Genomic DNA, 15489 nt, shown 5'->3' on the forward strand with positions numbered 1-15489 from the left:
GGGCTGGGCCTCCCCCGCGACCCTCCGGCCGAGCCAGTGCGCCCGGCCGGTCAGACGCGCAGGTACTTGCGGGTGACGACGAGCGTCGGAAGCACCGACAGCACCACGCCGACGGCCAGCACGACGAGCATCGCCGGGCAGGTCTGGCCCCAGCCGATCCAGCCGAACGAGGCCAGGGTCTGGTGCGAGCTGAGGGTGTCCACGACGAAGTACTGCAGGCCCGCCATGACGCCGCACGCCAGGAGCGAGCCGATCACGCCGGAGAACAGCGCCTCCAGCAGGAAGGGCAGCAGGATGTAGGTGGTGGATGCGCCGGTCAGACGCATGATCCCGATCTCGCGTCGGCGGGTGAAGGCCGAGATGCGGATCGAGTTGGCGATCTGCAGGCTGCCGGCCAGCAGCAGCACGCAGGCGATGCCCAAGGTCCCCCACTTCAGCGCGTTGATGACGCGGAAGAACGGATCGAGGATCGTGTGCAGGTCCTGGACGTTCTGCACGCCCTCCAGCACCGAGAGCTTGGTGATGACGCCCTGGTAGTCCTGCGGGTCCTTGAGCTTGACGCGGAAGACCTCCTGCATCTGCTCGACGGTCAGCGAGTCCCCGACGGGGTTGTCGCCGTAGGTGGCCTGGAACTCCTCATAGGCCTCCTGCTTGGTCTGGTAGTAGATCGTCTCGACGTTGGGGTCCGCCTCGAGAACCGAACGGATCGCCTCGCGCTGCTCACCGGTGACGTTCTCCCCCTCGACGCAGTTGCCGCCGAGGCCGTTGGCCGCCGAGTCCTGGTTGCACAGGAAGGCGGAGATCTCGATCCGGTCGTACCAGTCCCCCTTGAGCTCGTCGACCTCGGCGATGGTCATGAGACTGGCGCCGAACAGGGCGAGCGAGACCCACATCGTGATGATGACCGAGACGGTCATCGACATGTTCCGACGCAGACCCGACCAGGTCTCACGCAGGGTGTGACGCATCGATGGACTCCTGTTCTGTCTGGACGAGCGGCTGTGCCGCGTGGATCATGCTGTGCCGTAGGCGCCGGTGGCCTGGTCCCGCACGACGCTCCCGGCGTCGAGCTCGATGACCCGGCGGCGCATCTGGTCGACGATCGTCGCGTCGTGGGTGGCCATGAGCACCGTGGTGCCGCGCCGGTGGATGCGGTCGAGCAGCTTCATGATGCCGACGCTGGTGGCCGGGTCGAGGTTGCCGGTGGGCTCATCGGCGGTGAGGACGAGTGGATCGTTGACGACGGCGCGGGCGATCGCCACGCGCTGCTGCTCGCCGCCCGAGAGTTCTTCGGGCAGACGGTCGCCCTTGGTGGACAGGCCGACCAGGTCGAGGGTGGCGGGCACGCGCTCCCGGATCTCTGCGCTCGGCCTGCCGATCACCTGCAGGGCGAACGCGACGTTCTCGTACACGGTCTTGCCGGGCAGCAGCCGGAAGTCCTGGAAGATCATGCCGACCTTGCGGCGCAGTCTCGGCACGCGGAACTGGCCGAGCCTGCCGACGTCCTGTCCGTCGACCAGGACACGGCCGGAGTCGGCGCGCAGTTCGCGGGTGATGAGACGCAGGAAGGTGGACTTGCCCGAGCCCGACACGCCGACGAGGAAGGCGAACTCTCCCTTGTCGATGTGCACGTCGACCCCCGACAGCGCAGGGGTCGTCTGGTTCGGGTAGATCTTCGTGACGTTGTCGAATGTGATCACAGCTGCTTCCTGCCGGCTGGACGAGGGAGAAGGGGCCGGTCGGCGGCGGGGAACCGCCGCCGGTCGTCCACGAGTCTAGGGGCCGATCGGTGAAGGAGGCCCGGCCTCGACTCCCCGGCGTGTCGCAGCGGCCGGCCCGGCGGGCAGGAGCGATCAGGCCTGCTCGACCTGGCGGCGCCAGCGGATGCCCGAGTCGATGAAGGCGTCGATGTCGCCGTCGAAGACGGCGTCTGGATTACCGGATTCGTGGTTGGTGCGCAGGTCCTTGACCATCTGGTAGGGGTGGAGCACGTAGGAACGCATCTGCGAACCCCACGAGTTCCCCTCCGACTTCAGGGCGTTCATCTCGGCCTCGCGCTCGGCGCGGGCCTTCTCGAGCAGCTTGGCCTGAAGCACCCGCAGGCAGGCGGCCTTGTTCTGGATCTGGGAGCGCTCGTTCTGGCAGCTCACCACGATGCCGGTGGGCAGATGGGTGACGCGCACCGCCGAGTCGGTCGTGTTGACGCCCTGACCGCCGGGGCCGGAGGCGTGGAAGACGTCGACGCGGATGTCCTGCTCGGGGATGTCGATGTGGTCGGTCTCCTCGACGACGGGGAGCACTTCGACGCCGGCGAAGCTCGTCTGGCGGCGTCCCTGGTTGTCGAAGGGGCTGATGCGCACCAGGCGATGCGTGCCCTGCTCGACGGACAGGGTGCCGTAGGCGTAGGGGCACTTCACCGTGAAGGTCGCCGACTTGATACCGGCCTCCTCGGCGTAGCTGACGTCGTAGACCTCGTAGGAGTAGTCGTGGCGTTCGCACCAGCGCTCGTACATGCGCAGCAGCATGGCGGCGAAGTCGGCGGCATCGACACCGCCCGCCTCGGAGCGGATCGTCACCAGGGCGTCCCGCTCGTCGTACTCACCGGACAACAGGGTGCGGACCTCGAGGGCCTCGATCTCCTCGGACAGGGCGTCGATCTCACGTGCCGCCTCGTCGGCGGTGTCGCCGTCCTGCTCCTCGGCCGCCAGTTCGACGAGCACCAGGACGTCGTCGAGGCGTCCGCGCAGCCCCTCGACGCGCTCGACGTCGGACTGCAGGCGCGAGAGCCTGCTGGTCACCTGTTGAGCGTGTTCCTGGTTGTTCCACAGATCGGGGGCGGCGGACTCCACCTCGAGTTCGGCGATCTGCTCCTTCTTGGCGGGCACGTCGATGACGGCCTCGATCGACGTGAGGGACGTGTCGAGCCGCGCGATCCGTTCTTTCAATTCATCCAGGGCCACGTCGAACAAGTCTACGGCACCGCCGGGCACGGCATCGGCGGGCGGGATCGGCTCGATGGCTCCGATGAACGCGCCCAGGCGCCCGGCGCGGGCGGTGGGAGGATTGAACACGCCCGGGACACACCCCTGTCCCAAGGGGCCGGGCAACCGATACGTCAACGAGGAGTCCCCCATGGGTACAGTGAAGAACCAGCTCCAGTCCGATCTGGTGACCGCCATGAAGAACCGGGATGACCGGGCCAAGTCGACGATCCGGATGGCGATCGCGGCCATGACGAACGCGGAGGTCTCGGGCACGGCCCACGAACTGAGCGACGAGGAGGAACTGCAGATCCTCACCCGCGAGGTCCGCACGCGTGAGGAGTCGGCCAGGACGTACGCGGAGGCCGGCCGCACCGAGCTGGCTGAGAAGGAGTCGGCCGAGGCCGCCTTCTTGTCGCGGTATCTGCCCCCGAAGCTGTCCGAGGAGGAACTGACCGCCATCGTCGCCGAGGAGATCCGGGGCGTCTGCGGTGATCGTGTCCCGACCATGCGGGACATGGGGGCCATCGTCAAGGCCGTCAACGCCCGTGCCGCCGGGCGCGCGGAGGGCAGGGTCGTCGCCGCCCTGGTGAAGCGGAGCATCACCGGCTGACCCGCAGCCGCCGAGCCACGCCGGCCCGGCCCCGGCCCGCCACCGACCACTGGGTTGATAATTATTAGTGAATCAGCATAATTATGGGTTGTTCGGGGTCGGGGCATCCCGGACCGGAGAACACCACCAAGGAGGAGGGCCCGTGCGGGCACGAGGAGTCATCGCCGCTGTGACGGCGATGTGCGCGGCGATGGCGCTGGCAGCCTGCCAATCGGCCGACCAGGTCATCGCCGAGTACAACAACGCGGACGCCGCCGGTTACGACGCGTCGACGGTACAGACCGACCCGGCCATCCAGGCGCTCGTCCCGGAGACCGTCTCGGCGGACGGCATGCTGACCATCGGATCCAACCTGTACTGGGCCCCCGCCGAGTTCCAGCAGGGCGGCACACCGGTCGGCTACGAGATCGACATGATGAGGGCGGTCGCCCGGCGCATGGGTCTAGAACTGCACGTGGAGAACGCCGAGTTCGACTCGATCATGCCGGCCATCGGCTCCAAGTACGAGGTCGGCGCCTCGTCGTTCACGATCACGTCCGAGCGCGAGGCCAACTTCAACATGATCCAGTTCTACTTCGGCGGCATAGCCTGGGCCACCCAGTCGGGCAATCCGACCGAGTTCGACCCGGCCGACATCTGCGGCCGCTCGGTCGGCGTGCAGACCGGCACGATGGAGGACGACGCGGTGGCCGAGATGGCTCAGGAGTGCGACGTCCAGCCGGCCATCCAGCGCTACGACAGTCAGGACGCCGTCACACAGGCCCTGACCGGCGGGAAGATCGAGGCCATGTCGGCCGACTCCCCCGTCATCGACTACGCGGTCGCCAAGACCGATGGCGCGATCGCCGCGATCGGCGAGGTCACCGAGATGGCCCCGTTCGGCGTTGTCGTCCGCAAGGACGACCAGGCGATGACCGACGCCGTGCAGGCCGCCCTGCAGTCCCTCATGGACGACGGCACGCTGGTGCAGATCTTCGCGGCGTGGGGCATCAACGACAACATCGCCGATCAGGCGATCGTGAACCCGGAGGTCGATGGATGAGCAGCAAGGCACCCGGCGCCGTGAACGCACCGGCCGTGGACGAGCCCCCGGAGCTGATCCGCGCGATCCCGCTGCCCCACTACGGGCGCTGGGCAACCGTCGCAGTGCTCGTCGTCCTGGCGGCCATGGCGGTTCACGGCCTGGTCACCAACGAGAACTACCACTGGGACCTCGTGTTCCCGATGCTGTTCACCTACGAGATCGGCAGGGCCATCGGCTGGACGCTGATCCTGACGGTCGCGGCCATGACGATCGGCATCATCCTCGCCGTGACGCTGGCCGTCATGCGGCGCAGCGCCAACCCGGTGATGCGCGCGGTGGCCACCTTCTACATCTGGTTCTTCCGCGGAACACCGATCTACACCCAGCTGATCTTCTGGGGTCTGATCGGCGTGCTCTACCCGCGTCTGAGCCTGGGGATCCCGTTCGGCCCCGAGTTCTTCAGCTTCCGCACCTACGACGTCTTCACGGCCGGCGTCTCGGCGATCCTGGGGCTGGGGCTGAACGAAGCCGCCTACCTCGCCGAGATCGTCCGTTCGGGGCTGGGCTCGGTCGACAAGGGGCAGGAGGAGGCCGCGCAGGCACTCGGCATGCGCCCGCGCTCGATCCTGTTCCGCATCGTGCTGCCGCAGGCGATGCGTGTCATCGTCCCGCCCACCGGCAACGAGACGATCTCGATGCTGAAGACCACCTCCCTGGTGACCGCAGTGCCGTTCACCCTGGAGCTCACCAAGGTCGCCACCGACTACGGCTCCCAGACGCTGCTGCCGATCCCCTTCCTGGTGGTCGCCGGCATCTGGTACCTGGTCATCACCTCGATCCTCATGTTCTTCCAGTCGAAGCTCGAGGCCTACTACGGCCGGGGCGACTCCACGACCCCCGGCCGGCTGTCGCTGCGCGGCAGGCGCAGGCAGCGCACATCACGTCAGGCCGCCATCAATGCGGCGCATACGACCCCGGCCGCGACGGCGGCCGAGTGGACCCCGTGAGGAGGCCGGGACATGGCGATGGTTGAGGTGCACGATGTGCACAAGTTCTACGGCGACCTGCACGTTCTCAAGGGCGTGAGCCTGCACGTCGAGCGCGGCCAGGTCTGCACGATCCTCGGGCCGTCCGGTTCGGGCAAGTCGACGCTACTGCGGTGCGTCAACGTGCTCGAGGAGATCCAGTCGGGTTCGATCACGGTCGACGGCACGCTCATGGGTTACGCGAAGGACGATCATGGCAGGCTGCACGAGTTGCGGCCGAGGCAGCTGGCGGCCCAGCGGTCGAGGATCGGCATGGTCTTCCAGCGCTTCAACCTCTTCCCCCACATGTCCGCCCTGGGCAACGTCATGGCCGCACCGGTGCGCGTGGCCGGCAGGCCGAAGGAGGAGGCCAAGGAGCAGGCCATGGAGCTGCTGGAGCGCGTGGGTCTGGCCGACCGCGCCCACCACTTCCCGGCCCAGCTGTCGGGCGGCCAGCAGCAGCGCGTGGCGATCGCCCGCGCGCTGGCCATGGAACCCGATCTGATGCTCTTCGACGAACCGACCAGCGCCCTCGACCCCGAGCTGGTCGGTGAGGTGCTGGCGGTGATGCAGGACCTGGCCGCCTCGGGCATGACGATGATGGTCGTCACCCACGAGATGGGTTTCGCCCGTGAGGTCTCCGATGTGGCCGTCTTCATGGACGAAGGCGTCATCGTCGAGTCGGGCTCCCCCGCCGAACTCTTCGACAACCCGCAGCAGGACCGCACCAGGGAGTTCCTCCAGAAGGTGCTCTCCCACACCGAGTGAGCGAGCCCCCGGGCCGCTCGTCGCAGCGGAGTACAGCGGGCTAGGGCACGACGACAACGCCCTTGCCGCCCACCACCCCGGCCTCCATGTCCCGGTGTGCCTGGACGATCTGGTCGAGCCGGTAGGTGCGGCCCACCGGAACCACGGCGCGCCCGTCGCGTACGGCATCGAGGAAGTCCTGGAGGGTGCTGGCGGGCAGATCGGCGGCCTCCCCGGAGTAGGCGGTCAGACGAACGCCGTTGGGCAGCCAGTCCATCGGGTAGAACTCGGCGATCGTCCACTGATCCGACAGCATGCCCGTGAAGCAGACCGTCCCCCCGCTGCGAACCGAGCGGAGCGTGTCCTTCAGGACGTTGACGCCCACCAGCTCGATCGCGCCGTCGACGCCGGCGGGCACCATCTCGCGGACACGGTCGGCGACGCTGCCGTCGTCGATGAGGACGTGATCGACTCCGACGCCCTCCAGCAGTGCGCGACCCGCCTCACGTCGGGTCGTCGCGTACACGGTCATCCCCCGGAGCCGCGCGAGGACGGCGGCCGCGAGACCGACCGATGACGTGCCGCCTCGGATCAGGATGGTGTCGCCGGCACGGGCGCGAAGGCCCGTCGTCAGTGACCCGTTGGCGGTCTGCACCATCTCCGGGACCGCGCCCAGGGTCGCCCAGTCCAGATCGGACTGGAACGGGACGACCTGCGCGGCGGGCACGCACACGTACTCGGCGTAGCCGCCGTCGAACTCCCGGCCCATGCCGCCCATCATCGTGACGACCTGCGTGCCGGGCGCGAACTCGCCCCCGGGGGCGTCGGCGACAGTGCCCGTGGCCTCGATGCCGGGCACTCGTGGGAACGAACCCGAGTAGGCGAGGCCCTGCCGGAAGTGCAGCTCCGAGCGATTCAGTCCGAACGCCCGGACCCTGATGAGCACCTCGCCCGGTTGGGGTTCGGGGACGGGAATGTCCCGCAGGTGGAGCGCCTCGGGAGGCCCGGGTGCGTCCAGGACGACTGCGCGCATGGTCGGGGTCATTGCTTCTCCTCCTCGGGTGCGGGGCGGACCGGGCCATTCGTGCCCTCACGAGGGCTCGGCGGTCGTTGTCGCGTCGAGGGGCGAGGCGCCGGGCCGCAGCGGTGGCGTCCCCACACTAGCCAGGTCGTCCCCGGGGCGCTGGGACATCGTCGTGTGCGGTTCGTTCCCGTGGATCGGTCCTCAGTCCGGAACACCCTCACGGCGCTCAAGAAACTACGATACTCTCTTTGGGAGAGTCATGCTGGTTCGGCGTGTGCGGCATGGATCATGAGCAGGACCCGGCACAGGAAGGCAGCAGGGTGATCGAGTTCGAGCAGGTGACCAAGACGTATCCCGGGGGCTCTGTCGCCGTGGAGGGATTCTCCCTGGTGGTGCCCTCGCACCGCACGGTGGCGCTGGTCGGGTCATCGGGGTCGGGGAAGACGACGCTGCTGCGGATGGTGAACCGGATGGTCGAGCCGACCTCCGGGCGGGTGCTGATCGACGATCAGGACGTGCAGGACCGCGACCCGGTCGAGCTGCGCCGGTCCATCGGGTACGTGCTCCAGGCCGGCGGGCTGCTGCCGCACCGCACCGTGCTCGACAACGTCGCCACCGTGCTGCGCCTCAACCACGTCACCCGCCAGGCAGCCCGCGCTCGGGCCGCCGAGATGCTGGAGCGGGTCGGGTTGGACCCCGCCCTCGGCTCCCGGTACCCGGGGCAGCTCTCGGGCGGGCAGCAGCAACGCGTCGGGGTGGCCCGTGCGCTGGTTCCGGATCCGAACATCCTGCTGATGGACGAGCCCTTCGGGGCGGTCGACCCCATCGTGCGGCGCGAGTTGCAGGACGAGCTCGCCCGGCTGCAGACCGAGCTGGGAAAGACGATCGTGTTCGTCACCCACGACGTCGACGAGGCGTTCCGGCTCGGCGACGAGGTGGTCGTCCTGCGTGAACGGGCCGCGATCGCCCAGCAGGGCACTCCGAGCGACATCCTCGCCGCCCCAGCGGACGAGTTCGTGCACGATTTCGTCGGCGCGGGACGCGCCGAGCGTGTCCTGCACACGCAGACCATCGGCGGCCGGCTGGTCGCCGTGGACGGGACCGGGCTTCCCGTGGGGGTGCTGGAGTCATGACCTGGCTGTCGCTGAACTGGCCGCATGTGATCGACCTGGCTCGCGCCCATCTGCTGCTGAGCGTCCCCGCGATCCTCCTGAGCGTCGTGATCGCCGTCCCCGTGGGCCGGCTGGCTTACCGCCATCCCCGGGTCGGCGGGCCGCTGCTGGGGGCGGCGTCCCTGCTGTACGCGATCCCGGCGCTGCCACTGCTCATCGTCATCCCCGCGCTGCTGGGCACCCCGCTGCGCTCTGCCACGACGATGATCGTCGCCCTGACCGTCTACGGCGTTGCACTGCTGGTGCGCACCGCGGCCGACGCCTTCACGGCGGTCGATGACCACACCCGCGGCGCCGCGGTCGCGGTCGGGCACTCGCCGCTTGCGGTGTTCTGGCAGGTCGACCTCCCCCTGGCGTTTCCGGTACTGCTCTCCGGGGTGCGCGTGGTCACCGTCTCCACGATCGGACTGGTCACCATCGGCGCCCTCATCGGGGTGTCGAGCCTGGGCACGCTGCTCACCGATGGATTCCAGCGCAGCATCCCGGCCGAGGTCACCACAGGCGTGATCGCCACCGTGCTGCTGGCCCTCCTGCTCGACGGGCTCCTGCTGCTCACCGGCCGCGTCGCAGCGCCCTGGACGCGTGCCGCACGCCCGGCCCGAGGCACGGCGGTGACGGCATGAACCTCATCGCAGAGGCACTGGCGTGGCTGGCCGAACCGGCGAACTGGTCCGGTCCTGGCGGCATCCCCGCCCGGACCGGTCAGCATCTCGCGATCACCGCGCTCACGATCCTCCTCGCCGGGTTGATCGCGTGGCCCGCGGGCGTCCTCATCGGGCACACCCGCCGCGGGGCCGGAATCGTCGGCGCACTCACCGGAGCGGCCCGGGCGATCCCCACCCTCGGCCTGCTCACCCTGTTCGGGCTCGGCCTGGGCATCGGCCTGACAGCACCGCTGCTGGCACTCATCGTGCTGGCGATCCCGTCGCTGCTGGCCGGAACCTACGCCGGCATCCAGGCCATCGACCCCGCCATCCCGGCCGCCGCTCGCGCGATCGGGATGAGCCCGGCCCAGGTGATCCTCACCGTCGAAGTACCCCTGGCCATGCCGGTCATCATCGGCGGGCTGCGGTCGGCGACGCTGCAGGTCGTCGCGACCGCGACGCTGGCCGCCTACACAGCCGACATCGGCCTGGGCCGTTACCTGTTCGCGGGGCTCAAGTCCCGCGACTACACCGAGATGCTCGGCGGCGCGCTCGTCGTCGTCGCACTCACCCTGGTCCTGGAGGTCGCACTGGCCATCTGCCAGTCCGTCGCCCGCCGCATCGTCGACCCCGCGTCGAGGACGCAACGCACCCCGGCCTGACCCATCACGAAGAACAGGAGCCGTTCATGACCTACCGCACCATCTCCCGTCGCAGCATCCTCGCGGGGCTGACCACCGCGGCCACCGCTGGCGCGCTCGCCCTGGCGGGCTGCAGCAGGAGCGACCCGCTCGGCACCGACGCCGGGAACGACGCCGGCACTGCGTCGTCGAGGACGATCGTCATCGGCTCGCAGGACTACTACTCCAGCGAGATCATCGCCGAGATCTACGCCCAAGCACTCGAGGACGCCGACTACACGGTCGATCGGCAGTTCCGGATCGGGCAGCGCGAGGCCTATGCCCCCGAGATCGAGGCGGGCGCGATCGACCTGTTCCCCGAGTACACCGGCCCACTGCTCCAGTACTGGAAGCCCGACACCGAGTCCAGGCTGTCGGAGGACGTGTACGCCGAACTGCTCGAGACGACACCAGACGGCCTACGCCTCCTCGACCAGTCGCCCGCGACCGATCAGAACGGCTACACCGTGACCCAGGAGTTCGCCGATGAATGGGATCTGACCACGATCGGCGACCTCACCAAGGTCACCACCCCGCTCACGCTCGGCGCCAACTCCGAGGGGGAGCACCGCCCCTACGGCCCCGAAGGGCTGGCCACGACCTACGGCGTGGAGGTCGCCTTCACCCCCATCGAGGACGATGGCGGCCCGCTGACCGTCAAGGCGCTCAAGGACGGCGACATCCAGCTCGCCATCATCTACACGGCCGACCCCTCCATCGCCGAGAACGGGCTCGTCTCCCTGGAGGACCCCAAGGGCCTGTTCATCGCCTCCCACGTCGTGCCGCTCGTCAGCGACAACGTGGACGACGCGGCCGCCGCGATCATCAACAAGATCAGCGCCGCGATGAACCCCGAGGACCTCATCGCCCTCAATGCCCGCAGCGTGAAGGAGGAGCTCCCAGCCGCCACCATCGCCTCGGACTGGCTCGCGCAGCAGAACCTCGGCTGAGCAAGCGCGACAGCGGCGCGGGGCGCCGGCGCCGGACGCCCCCGCCCCGACGTCCCGGCGAATGCAACGCCTTGATACCGCACGCCCCGGGCGAGGGGTTCGAGGGCCACGCCCAGAGCACCGCTCCGGGCCGCCCGAGGGCACGGGGGTGGATTGGCGAACCATCGCTACAATCGCTTGGGCGAGGGCGCATAGCTCAGTTGGTCAGAGCGCATCCCTTACAAGGATGATGTCGTCGGTTCGAGTCCGTCTGCGCCCACCGGCTTGTCGGGAGCACATCGGTGCTTGTCAGAGCCCAGTCGATAGTCTCTCCGCGGGGTAGCGGATCGGATCGGACCGGAGGGACGGGAGTTCCGGTCTGTACCCGGTACGGCCAGGGCCGGGGCGCCGCAACCGGTGCCGCGCGGAAAACAGGGTCACCCAGCTGGAGCGGCCCGGGAGGTTCTCGGCGGGTCCGCCCTTCGACGGCTCACGGCGCTTCGACGGGTGAGAACACGGCAAGTGGCCCCGTCGATCACTCGACGGGGCCACCCATTCATCACCTCACACCGGCGGGATTCCCGCCGGGTGGTCCTTCACCCCTGCTGCTCAGGCCTGGTCGGAGCCCTCGACCTCAGCCGGTGCGTCCACGCCGCTGATGGCGATCTTGCGCGGCTTGGCCTCCTCGGCCACCGGGATCGTCAGCGTCAGCACGCCATCGGCGTAGTCGGCGTTGACATTGGACAGGTCGAGACCGCCGCCGAGAGTCAGCTGACGAGCGAAGCTGCCTGTCGTGCGCTCACGGCTCACCCAGCGGTTCTTCTCCCCGGACTCGATCTCGACCGGCTTGCGCTCAGCGGTGACGGTCAGGGTGCGGTCGTCGATACCGACCTCGATGGTGCTCGGATCGACGCCGGGCAGATCCAGCTTCGCGATGAAGTTGTCGCCCTCACGGTAGAGGTCCATCGGCATCAGTCGTGCGTCGCGCGCCACAGTCCTGGCGGCCTGCTCGAAGAAACGATCCAGCTCGTGGAAGGGGTTGTACAACATGGTGCTCATTGTGCGCCGTCCTTAGTGAGTCCTCACGGCCCGGGAGTCTCCCGGGCCGACACGTTTCGCGCGATCACCCGAATCATCGCGTTCACCTTGAGTAACCTTGACTCAACTTAGATTATTCCACCTTGAGTCGCATCCACTCAACTTTTTTCCGGAGTCATTCTGTGACGCCCTGGGCACAGCAGAGGGGCCCTCCAGGACCCGTGGCCTTGGAGGACCCCTCGACGTGCGTGGCGTGTATCCGGCGACTCAGGAACGATGCGCGGTGTGGGAGTGGACGATGCGACATGCCTGCCAGTCGGGTGAGACCTCGACGACACCTGTCGCGGTGAGTCCGGCGACCGAGGCGCCTTCCGAGATGTCGATGGGCTTGACGTACCCGGGCCGGCCGATCTTGGGGGTGAGCAGCCAGATGTAACCCGTATCGGACAGGTCGCGCAACGCATCGACCAGGGCGTCGGCTACGTCGGTGTCGTCACGCTGCCACAGGATCACCGCGTCGACGGCCTCGACCGCGTCCTCAATCAGATCTGCGTCGATCTCGTCCATGATGTCGGCGCGCAGATCCTCGTCGACATCATCGTCCCAGCCCAGCTCCTGCACGATCATGCCGGGATGCAACTTGAGTAGTTCGGCTCCCCCCATCGAGGTGGATGACTTGTCAGTACTGCCTGCCATGGCACTACTTCACCACATGAGGCCCTCTCAGCGCTCACCGGGACGCGATCTTGTGAGCACCAGGGCCCCTCGCCCCGGGGCGGCTGCCACAGGCGGTCCGCCCCCGGGACGAGGGGCCCGCCAGGTCAGTCCTCCTCGCCGGGGACGACGGCAGCGGCCGAGACGTCCAGCAGTCCGTACTTCTCGGCGGCCTGCTGGGCCCACTCACCGGGCGCCTCGCCGCGGCGGGCGAGGGCCTGCAGGGTGGCCACCACCATGGACACGGCATCGATGTGCAGCGTGCGCCGTGCAGCCGGACGCGTGTCGGAGAAGCCGAAGCCGTCGGCCCCGAGCACGACGTAGTCGGTGGGCACCCACTCGCGGATCTGGTCCTGGACGGCCTTCATGTAGTCGCTCGTGGCGACCACCGGGCCGGGGCGGTCGGACAGTTTCCGGGTGACGAACGGAACACGCTGCTCAAGCTCCGGATGCAGGAAGGCCTGCTCGTTGCACTCCAGGCCGTCACGGCGCAGTTCGCCCCAGCTGGTGACGCTCCACACGTCGGCGATGACGCCCCAGTCGTTCTTCAGCATCTCCTGCGCCTGCAGGGCCCACGGGACGCCGGGGCCGGAGGCGAGCAGCTGGGCGCGCGGCGCGGCCGGGTCGGCGCCCTCCGTCACGCCCTGGCGGAGCAGGTACATGCCCTTGAGAATGCCCTCGACGTCGACGTCCTCGGGTTCGGCCGGCTGCTCCATCGGCTCGTTGTAGGTCGTGATGTAGTAGGCGATGTCCTCGGGATCGTCACCGTACATGCGTCGCAGGCCGTCCTCGACGATGTGGGCGAGCTCGTAGCCGTAGCAGGGGTCGTAGCTGACCAGCGCCGTGTTGGTGCTGACCAGGATCGGCGAGTGGCCGTCCATGTGCTGGGTGCCCTCGCCGGTCAGGGTGGTGCGGCCGGCGGTCGCGGCGATGTAGAAACCGCGCCCCAGCTGGTCCGCGGCGGCCCACATGGCGTCGCCCGTGCGCTGGGCGCCGAACATCGAGTAGAAGAGGTACACCGGCACCATCGGCTGGCCGTGCGTGGCGTAGCTGGTGGCGGCGGCGGTCCATGCCGCCACCGATCCGGCCTCGTTGATGCCGGTGTGCAGCAGCTGGCCGTTGACCGCCTCGCGGTAGCTCAGCATGAGGTCGTGGTCGACCGGCGTGTAGTTCTGCCCATTCGGGTTGTAGATCTTGCTCGTGGGGAAGAACGAGTCCATGCCGAAGGTGCGGGCCTCATCGGGCAGGATCGGCACGACGAACGGGCCGAAGTCCCGCTCCCTCATGAGGTCCTTGAGAATGCGCACGAAGGCCATCGTCGAGGCGATCTTCTGATGGCCCGACCCCTTCTTGATCGACTTGTAGGCCTTCTCCCCCGGCAGGGCGAGCTTCTTGCCGTCGGTTCGGCGTTCGGGCAGGAAACCGCCGAGCGCCCGGCGGTGCTCGAACATGTACGTCATGGCCGGGGAGTCGTCGGGCTCCTTGAAGTACGGCGGCTGGTAGGGATCGGCCTCGAGCTGGGCGTCGCTGATCGGGATGTTGCACCGGTCGCGAAGCGCCTTGAGGTCGTCCAGCGCCATCTTCTTCATCTGGTGGGTCGCGTTGCGCCCCGCGAAGTGCGTGCCCAGCGCGTAGCCCTTGATGGTGTGGACGAGGATGACCGTCGGGGCGCCGTTGAACTCCATGGCCGCCTTGTAGGCGTTGTAGATCTTCTTGTAGTCGTGGCCGCCGCGCCGCAGCGCCCAGATGTCGTCGTCGCTCCAGTCCTCGACCATGGCCGCGGTACGGGGGTCCTTGCCGAAGAAGTGCTCGCGCACCCAGGCCCCGTCGTTCGCCTTCATGGTCTGGTAGTCGCCGTCATTGGTGACGTTCATGAGGTTGACGAGGGCGCCCTCGGTGTCCGCCTTGAGCAGCGGGTCCCAGTTCTCGCCCCAGATGACCTTGATGACGTTCCAGCCGGCGCCGCGGAAGAACGCCTCGAGTTCCTGGATGATCTTGCCGTTGCCGCGGACCGGGCCGTCCAGGCGCTGCAGGTTGCAGTTGACGACGAAGGTCAGGTTGTCCAGACCGTCATTCGCCGCGAGATGAAGAGCACCGCGCGACTCGACCTCGTCCATCTCGCCGTCGCCGAGGAAGGCCCAGACGTGCTGGCGGCTCGTGTCCTTGATACCGCGGTTCTCCAGGTAGCGGTTGAACTGGGCCTGGTAGATCGCATTGATCGGGCCGAGCCCCATCGAGACGGTCGGGAACTCCCAGAAGTCGGGCATGCGACGCGGGTGCGGATAGCTCGGCAGGCCGCGGCCGCCCCGGGGACGGGAGTACTCCTGACGGAACCCGTCGAGGTCGGCCTCGGTAAGACGGCCCTCCAGGTAGGCGCGCGCGTACATGCCCGGGCTGGCGTGCCCCTGGAAGAAGATCTGGTCGCCGCGGTCCTCGGAATTCTTTCCGCGCCAGAAGTGGTTCATGCCCACCTCGTAGAGCAGCACGGCACTGGCATAGGTGGAGATGTGGCCGCCGACCCCGATGCCTGGGCGCTGCTGGCGGTGCACGGTGACCGCGGCGTTCCAGCGGAGCATGTGGCGGATCCGCCGCTCGAGCTTCTCGTCACCGGGGTAGGGCGACTCCAGTTCGGCGGGGATCGTGTTGACGTAGTCGGTGGAGACCAGTGAGGGCAGGCCGATGTAGCGTTCGCGGGCCCGCTGGTTGAGCCGGAGCATCACATAGCGCGCCCGGTTCTGGCCGTCCGCGTCGATCATCGCGTCGAGGGAGTCGACCCACTCGTGGGTCTCCTCCGGATCGGTATCGGGCAGATTCGTGGGCAGACCATTGAAGATGGGGCCACGTTCCTGGCGAGGAATCACGCTGTCGTCCTTTCACCTCAGCTGTTCGACGGCGAAC

General features: G+C 68.3%; 15 protein-coding genes and 1 tRNA gene. 9 read left to right on the plus strand and 7 right to left on the minus strand.

The genetic code is table 11. The features are described 5' to 3' along the window. Positions 1–50 precede the first annotated feature (50 nt). The 3 genes from ftsX to prfB form a co-directional block, all read right to left on the minus strand. Entirely contained in the window at positions 51–968 is a 918-nt protein-coding gene (gene ftsX, locus PROPJV5_RS01520) for a permease-like cell division protein FtsX (protein ID WP_119714560.1), read from the minus strand. 45 nt (positions 969–1013) lie between these two features. Next, the gene (gene ftsE, locus PROPJV5_RS01525) at positions 1014–1700 is read right to left on the minus strand and encodes a cell division ATP-binding protein FtsE (protein ID WP_119714561.1); all 687 of its coding nucleotides are present in this window, start codon (positions 1698–1700) and stop codon (positions 1014–1016) included. A 153-nt stretch (positions 1701–1853) separates the two neighbouring features. Further along, positions 1854–2969 (minus strand): peptide chain release factor 2, encoded by a 1116-nt coding sequence (gene prfB / locus PROPJV5_RS01530; protein WP_119714671.1) that lies wholly within the window; start codon positions 2967–2969, stop codon positions 1854–1856. A gap of 163 nt (positions 2970–3132) precedes the next feature. On the opposite strand from prfB, the gene PROPJV5_RS01535 reads away from it, so the two are divergent. The 4 genes from PROPJV5_RS01535 to PROPJV5_RS01550 all read left to right on the plus strand — a co-directional run bounded on the left by PROPJV5_RS01535 (position 3133) and on the right by PROPJV5_RS01550 (position 6411). Continuing rightward, positions 3133–3594, plus strand: a complete 462-nt coding sequence (locus tag PROPJV5_RS01535) for a GatB/YqeY domain-containing protein (RefSeq protein ID WP_119714562.1) — start codon at positions 3133–3135, stop codon at positions 3592–3594. A 142-nt stretch (positions 3595–3736) separates the two neighbouring features. Further along, positions 3737–4636: a transporter substrate-binding domain-containing protein gene (locus PROPJV5_RS01540; RefSeq protein WP_220474287.1), complete on the plus strand. Its 900-nt coding sequence runs from the start codon at positions 3737–3739 to the stop codon at positions 4634–4636. Between the two features lie 182 nt (positions 4637–4818). Further along, on the plus strand, positions 4819–5625 hold the full coding sequence (locus PROPJV5_RS01545) for an amino acid ABC transporter permease (protein WP_275403690.1): 807 nt from the start codon (positions 4819–4821) through the stop codon (positions 5623–5625). Positions 5626–5643: 18 nt separating this feature from the next. Next, the gene (locus PROPJV5_RS01550) at positions 5644–6411 is read left to right on the plus strand and encodes an amino acid ABC transporter ATP-binding protein (RefSeq protein ID WP_147385318.1); all 768 of its coding nucleotides are present in this window, start codon (positions 5644–5646) and stop codon (positions 6409–6411) included. 40 nt (positions 6412–6451) lie between these two features. Here PROPJV5_RS01550 and PROPJV5_RS01555 read toward each other — a convergent pair whose 3' ends face one another. Beyond that, positions 6452–7435: a zinc-binding alcohol dehydrogenase family protein gene (locus PROPJV5_RS01555; protein WP_119714565.1), complete on the minus strand. Its 984-nt coding sequence runs from the start codon at positions 7433–7435 to the stop codon at positions 6452–6454. A gap of 299 nt (positions 7436–7734) precedes the next feature. On the opposite strand from PROPJV5_RS01555, the gene PROPJV5_RS01560 reads away from it, so the two are divergent. The 5 genes from PROPJV5_RS01560 (at position 7735) to PROPJV5_RS01580 (ending at position 11119) form a co-directional block, all read left to right on the plus strand. Beyond that, the gene (locus tag PROPJV5_RS01560; protein ID WP_119714566.1) at positions 7735–8547 is read left to right on the plus strand and encodes an ABC transporter ATP-binding protein; all 813 of its coding nucleotides are present in this window, start codon (positions 7735–7737) and stop codon (positions 8545–8547) included. Then, entirely contained in the window at positions 8544–9209 is a 666-nt protein-coding gene (locus PROPJV5_RS01565; protein ID WP_119714567.1) for an ABC transporter permease, read from the plus strand. The genes PROPJV5_RS01560 and PROPJV5_RS01565 overlap by 4 nt, the downstream gene beginning before the upstream one ends. After that, entirely contained in the window at positions 9206–9892 is a 687-nt protein-coding gene (locus PROPJV5_RS01570; RefSeq protein ID WP_119714568.1) for an ABC transporter permease, read from the plus strand. The genes PROPJV5_RS01565 and PROPJV5_RS01570 overlap by 4 nt, the downstream gene beginning before the upstream one ends. A 26-nt stretch (positions 9893–9918) precedes the next feature. Continuing rightward, positions 9919–10860 (plus strand): ABC transporter substrate-binding protein, encoded by a 942-nt coding sequence (locus PROPJV5_RS01575; protein ID WP_119714569.1) that lies wholly within the window; start codon positions 9919–9921, stop codon positions 10858–10860. Between the two features lie 185 nt (positions 10861–11045). Further along, a tRNA-Val gene (locus PROPJV5_RS01580) sits at positions 11046–11119 on the plus strand. Between the two features lie 329 nt (positions 11120–11448). Here PROPJV5_RS01580 and PROPJV5_RS01585 read toward each other — a convergent pair. The 3 genes from PROPJV5_RS01585 to aceE form a co-directional block, all read right to left on the minus strand. Further along, positions 11449–11898: an Hsp20/alpha crystallin family protein gene (locus tag PROPJV5_RS01585; RefSeq protein ID WP_119714570.1), complete on the minus strand. Its 450-nt coding sequence runs from the start codon at positions 11896–11898 to the stop codon at positions 11449–11451. Positions 11899–12144: 246 nt separating this feature from the next. Next, on the minus strand, positions 12145–12573 hold the full coding sequence (locus PROPJV5_RS01590) for a DUF3052 domain-containing protein (protein WP_420812704.1): 429 nt from the start codon (positions 12571–12573) through the stop codon (positions 12145–12147). A 125-nt stretch (positions 12574–12698) separates the two neighbouring features. Continuing rightward, on the minus strand, positions 12699–15452 hold the full coding sequence (gene aceE / locus PROPJV5_RS01595; protein ID WP_119714572.1) for a pyruvate dehydrogenase (acetyl-transferring), homodimeric type: 2754 nt from the start codon (positions 15450–15452) through the stop codon (positions 12699–12701). Between the last annotated feature and the right edge of the window lie 37 nt (positions 15453–15489).

This window comes from Propionibacterium ruminifibrarum (genome assembly GCF_900289195.1).
In the GTDB taxonomy this organism is placed as follows: Bacteria; Actinomycetota; Actinomycetes; order Propionibacteriales; family Propionibacteriaceae; genus Propionibacterium; species Propionibacterium ruminifibrarum.

Excerpts from the sequence above, each read along its gene's own strand:
- ftsX (WP_119714560.1), bottom strand. The coding sequence starts at position 968 with ATGCGTCACACCCTGCGTGAGACCTGGTCGGGTCTGCGTCGGAACATG.
- PROPJV5_RS01550 (WP_147385318.1), top strand. The coding sequence starts at position 5,644 with ATGGTTGAGGTGCACGATGTGCACAAGTTCTACGGCGACCTGCACGTT.
- PROPJV5_RS01555 (WP_119714565.1), bottom strand. The coding sequence starts at position 7,435 with ATGACCCCGACCATGCGCGCAGTCGTCCTGGACGCACCCGGGCCTCCC.
- PROPJV5_RS01575 (WP_119714569.1), top strand. The coding sequence starts at position 9,919 with ATGACCTACCGCACCATCTCCCGTCGCAGCATCCTCGCGGGGCTGACC.
- PROPJV5_RS01590 (WP_420812704.1), bottom strand. The coding sequence starts at position 12,573 with ATGGCAGGCAGTACTGACAAGTCATCCACCTCGATGGGGGGAGCCGAA.
- PROPJV5_RS01570 (WP_119714568.1), top strand. The coding sequence starts at position 9,206 with ATGAACCTCATCGCAGAGGCACTGGCGTGGCTGGCCGAACCGGCGAAC.
- PROPJV5_RS01545 (WP_275403690.1), top strand. The coding sequence starts at position 4,819 with ATGCTGTTCACCTACGAGATCGGCAGGGCCATCGGCTGGACGCTGATC.
- PROPJV5_RS01535 (WP_119714562.1), top strand. The coding sequence starts at position 3,133 with ATGGGTACAGTGAAGAACCAGCTCCAGTCCGATCTGGTGACCGCCATG.
- PROPJV5_RS01585 (WP_119714570.1), bottom strand. The coding sequence starts at position 11,898 with ATGAGCACCATGTTGTACAACCCCTTCCACGAGCTGGATCGTTTCTTC.
- PROPJV5_RS01565 (WP_119714567.1), top strand. The coding sequence starts at position 8,544 with ATGACCTGGCTGTCGCTGAACTGGCCGCATGTGATCGACCTGGCTCGC.